The sequence below is a fragment of the Curvibacter gracilis ATCC BAA-807 genome, from assembly GCF_000518645.1.
GTDB classification, from domain to species: Bacteria; Pseudomonadota; Gammaproteobacteria; order Burkholderiales; family Burkholderiaceae_C; genus Curvibacter; species Curvibacter gracilis.
Window position 1 is genome coordinate 1 of the sequence record NZ_JADZ01000064.1, and the last position, 3,525, is coordinate 3,525.

Annotated in this window: 3 protein-coding genes; 1 reads left to right on the forward strand and 2 read right to left on the reverse strand. The window is 54.9% G+C overall.

The genetic code is table 11. From position 1 onward, the window contains the following. Positions 1-584 precede the first annotated feature (584 nt). Both L880_RS0125430 and L880_RS35950 read right to left on the reverse strand, forming a co-directional pair. A complete protein-coding gene (locus L880_RS0125430; protein ID WP_027478006.1) occupies positions 585-2,228 on the reverse strand; it encodes an NRAMP family divalent metal transporter in 1,644 nt (547 codons plus the stop codon). Positions 2,229-2,259: 31 nt separating this feature from the next. Then, positions 2,260-2,409: a hypothetical protein gene (locus L880_RS35950; RefSeq protein ID WP_157463073.1), complete on the reverse strand. Its 150-nt coding sequence runs from the start codon at positions 2,407-2,409 to the stop codon at positions 2,260-2,262. A gap of 439 nt (positions 2,410-2,848) precedes the next feature. Here L880_RS35950 and L880_RS0125435 point away from each other — a divergent pair. After that, on the forward strand, positions 2,849-3,525 hold a 677-nt coding region (locus L880_RS0125435; RefSeq protein WP_043330703.1), incomplete at its 3' end, for an MgtC/SapB family protein.

Here is a 3,525-nt window from a genome sequence, read left to right on the forward strand (position 1 = left end):
GTGTAGTGACTCGCGTTTGAAAACGGCCCGACTTGCAATCAGCGGCTTTTCCGACTCAGATTATTTGCAACTGACCGCACAGTCAGACTCACATTATTTGCAAATGAACTTGCAATCGTAGCGACCGACTCGCATTCCGTCGCCGCTGACTCAGATTATTTGCAATTGAAAACCGCCGGTGGAGTCGTGCTGGATGTTGGGCCTCAACCGAATATTGGCACCGTTGGACTGCGGGTCTGAACGGCTGCAACAGGCACTTACCGGTATTTGCCATTTGTGATCTGGCTGCTCCAGACCCGTCATTGACAACCGGGGATCGACAGGCAGCTATGTAGCTGCCACTTCATCAAATCGAGCACCCGCCATGGGCTGTTAAGAGTCATCCACCACAGTCAGCTTACGGGCAGGCCAGTAGTGTGATTTCTGTGGGCAGGTCAGCAGCATTGAGCCAGACCAATCGCTAGCAGGCACACAACCTACCCAGAGAAATAGCGGTAGTGGTACAAAGCAAATGGGATAAAACTGAACAACGGACAGCGAGCCTATAAACGGTCATTTATGCTGCTTCTTACACAGCGCGGCGCTTAACTCGCCACGGCCAGCACAATGAGCTTGACAATCAGAAGCCCAGCGGCGATCACGAGGTACCCGCGCAGCACCAGCATCCACATGCGGCTCGATAGGCTCAACCGCGCGGGGGCAAGGGTTTCCATCGCGGGCATGCGCCAGTTGTCACGCTCTGCTTGGGTCATTGCCGGAAGGTTGTCCTCGATAGCTTGAACGCCTTGTTTGCGCTCGTAGAGCTTGACTGCGAAAGCCAGGACCGCGCCGATGACGGTGCCGCCGATCAGCACCCCCAGGATGTGCGCGTCGCTGATGTCCGGAAACAGCACCGCAGCGGTAAGAATCACCGAGAGCATTACCAGCACGGCAATGATGGCGGCAGTGAACCAGTTGAGCCTCTTTGAATTGGCCCAAGGACCCAAAACGGCCTTGTCATTGCACAACAAGAGCAGGAAGACCGTGGCGCTTGGCAACAGAACCCCAGCCAGGGTCTGGACCAGATTAGTGAGCAATCCCAGTGGTGTGCCGGGTGTGAGCACCAAGGCAGCTGCAACGATGATCAGGCCAATATAGACCGCATAGAAGGCTTTGGCGTCGCTGGGCTTGCGGTGCAGGGAGTGCTTCACGGCAAGCGTGTCTCCAATGGCATACGCTGTAGAGAGTGAAACAGCCAAAGCACCGATGATGGATGCGTCGATGAGCGCGATGGCGAAGAAAACGCCAGGTACGCGGCCATAGTATTTCTCCAGTCCATTGGCGACACCCAGTGCGTCGGTGAAGTTGCCGAATTCCGGCTGTCCACCAAAGGTCTGAGCGGCAAAGGCAATCATCGCAACGGCACCCACAACCACCAGGAAGATGCCCAGCCAAAGATCCATGCGTTGATATCGGATGAATCGAGGGGTGATGCGCTTATCGATGACGTAGCTTTGCTGAAAGAACAATTGCCAGGGAGCAACGGTGGTCCCAACAATCCCGATAATCAGCAGCATGACCTCGCTCAGCTTACTGTCCTTGGGCATTTGAGGCACAAAGAAGTCGTGGGCGATCTGGCTGGGGGTCGGATGGACCATGATCACGATGGGAATCAGCAGCAGACTCGCAAAAACGAGAAACAAGGAGAATCGTTCAAAGCGACGAAAGTCTCCGGTGCTGGCAGCTCCGATGATGATCAGTGCAGCGATTGCGACACCCCATATGCGGGAGACGCCCAGGTAATCCAGGCCGAGGCTGATGCCGATGAATTCGGTAACGATGGTCAATGCATTGAGCAGGAAAAGATCGACGACGCTGAACGCGCCCCAGAATTTCCCGAAGCGCTCAAAAATCAGCCGCGCATGCCCAACTCCCGTGACGGCTCCCAGGCGAAGAACCATCTCCTGGTTGACATAAAGAACAGGTACAAGCAACAAGAGAGTCCATAGCAAGGACGTGCCGTAGTTTTGTCCAGCCTGCGTATAGGTGCCGAAGGCACCCGCATCGTTGTCTCCTACCATCACTATCAGACCGGGACCAAGTATTGCCAGTAAGGTGTGCCAGCGCTGTTTCCATGTAGTACGCGCACCGGTATCCCCCAGTTTGATAGTGCCAAAGGCTCCGCGAATATCTCCTACATGGGCACTATCAAGCACTGCACTGGAGCCGACCTTTATTGTGTCGTTCATGGTATTTCTCCTAGATTCTTGATTGGATCGTTCAGTTGGTGTTAGTCAGGATGGACAGCAGCGGGCCACGCGGAGCTGCGGCAACAGGGTCGTGATGCTCGTCAGCTTTGGACTGGTCATCAATGGCGAATTGCCAAAGCCGGGTTAGGGCATTGGCAGCAAAGTGAATGATGAATTTCATAGCAACTCCTTTGGCAGCGACCCAGTGGGGTCGACGCCGACGAGCGCAAGTCATATGCAACCGAAAGCGCTCAGGCGAGACCGTCGGCGCAACCGAAATGCGCTAATTCAAACAAAGTGAGGAGATGTGCCCCGGAACCAAGAACTGGCACCAGATGAGAGAACTGCAACACATCGTCCTGCTGAAACCAGCGGGACGACGCGGAAAATGGCCGCTTACGTACGCGCTGGAGTGTTCGCCTTCGGCGAACAGGTACTAGGGCCAGATTCCATGGAGAGAACTCCGTTGTTGAGGTGCGCGTATTTTCCGATTGACAGTTGCCTGAGTCAACCCTGTAAACAAGTTTATTGCCCATAAACTCGCATTGTTTTGTAAAGAATTGCCGCAAAACGCAGCCAATGGCTGGCTAGTGAGAATCAACCGCATTGGAGCTTTTAACGTGGACGCGATTAGTAACTTTGACCCGCACTTTCTGCTCAATGCTTTCGTCAGTTTGTCCGTCGCATTTTCGCTTGGGAGCTTGATTGGAGTGGAGCGCCAGATTCGGCAGCGCACAGCAGGGTTACGGACCAATACGCTAGTGTCTGTGGGGGCTGCGGCATTCATCGTTTTGGCCAATCGGCTTGAAGGCCACTCTGGCATCGTGCACATCGCAGCGTATGTGGTGTCTGGTATAGGTTTCCTGGGCGCAGGTGCAATCATGAAGGAAGGTGCAAACATCACTGGCCTTAACACGGCCGCGACGCTCTGGGGTTCTGCTGCGGTGGGCGTGCTGGCAGGGGCCAATCTGGCGGCGGAGGCGTTACTTGTGGCGCTGTTCGTGTTGGCGAGCAACACGCTATTGCGGCCATTGGTCAACCGGATCAACCGAAGCCCCATAGATGAAGAAACGAGTGAGGCGACCTATCGCTTTTTTGTGATTTGCAGGGGTGCCGTTCAAGTAGAAATGCGCGAGAAGCTGGCGCAAGAGCTTGAGGCAATCAAGTACCCAGTGCGCGACATTGCACAGCACAGGTTTGGAACAACGGACGCAGAGATCGAGGCGACTTTGTATGCCACAGCGGTGGATGGAGACGAGTTGGATCGCATGGCTGCGCAGATCGAATCTTGGGAGGG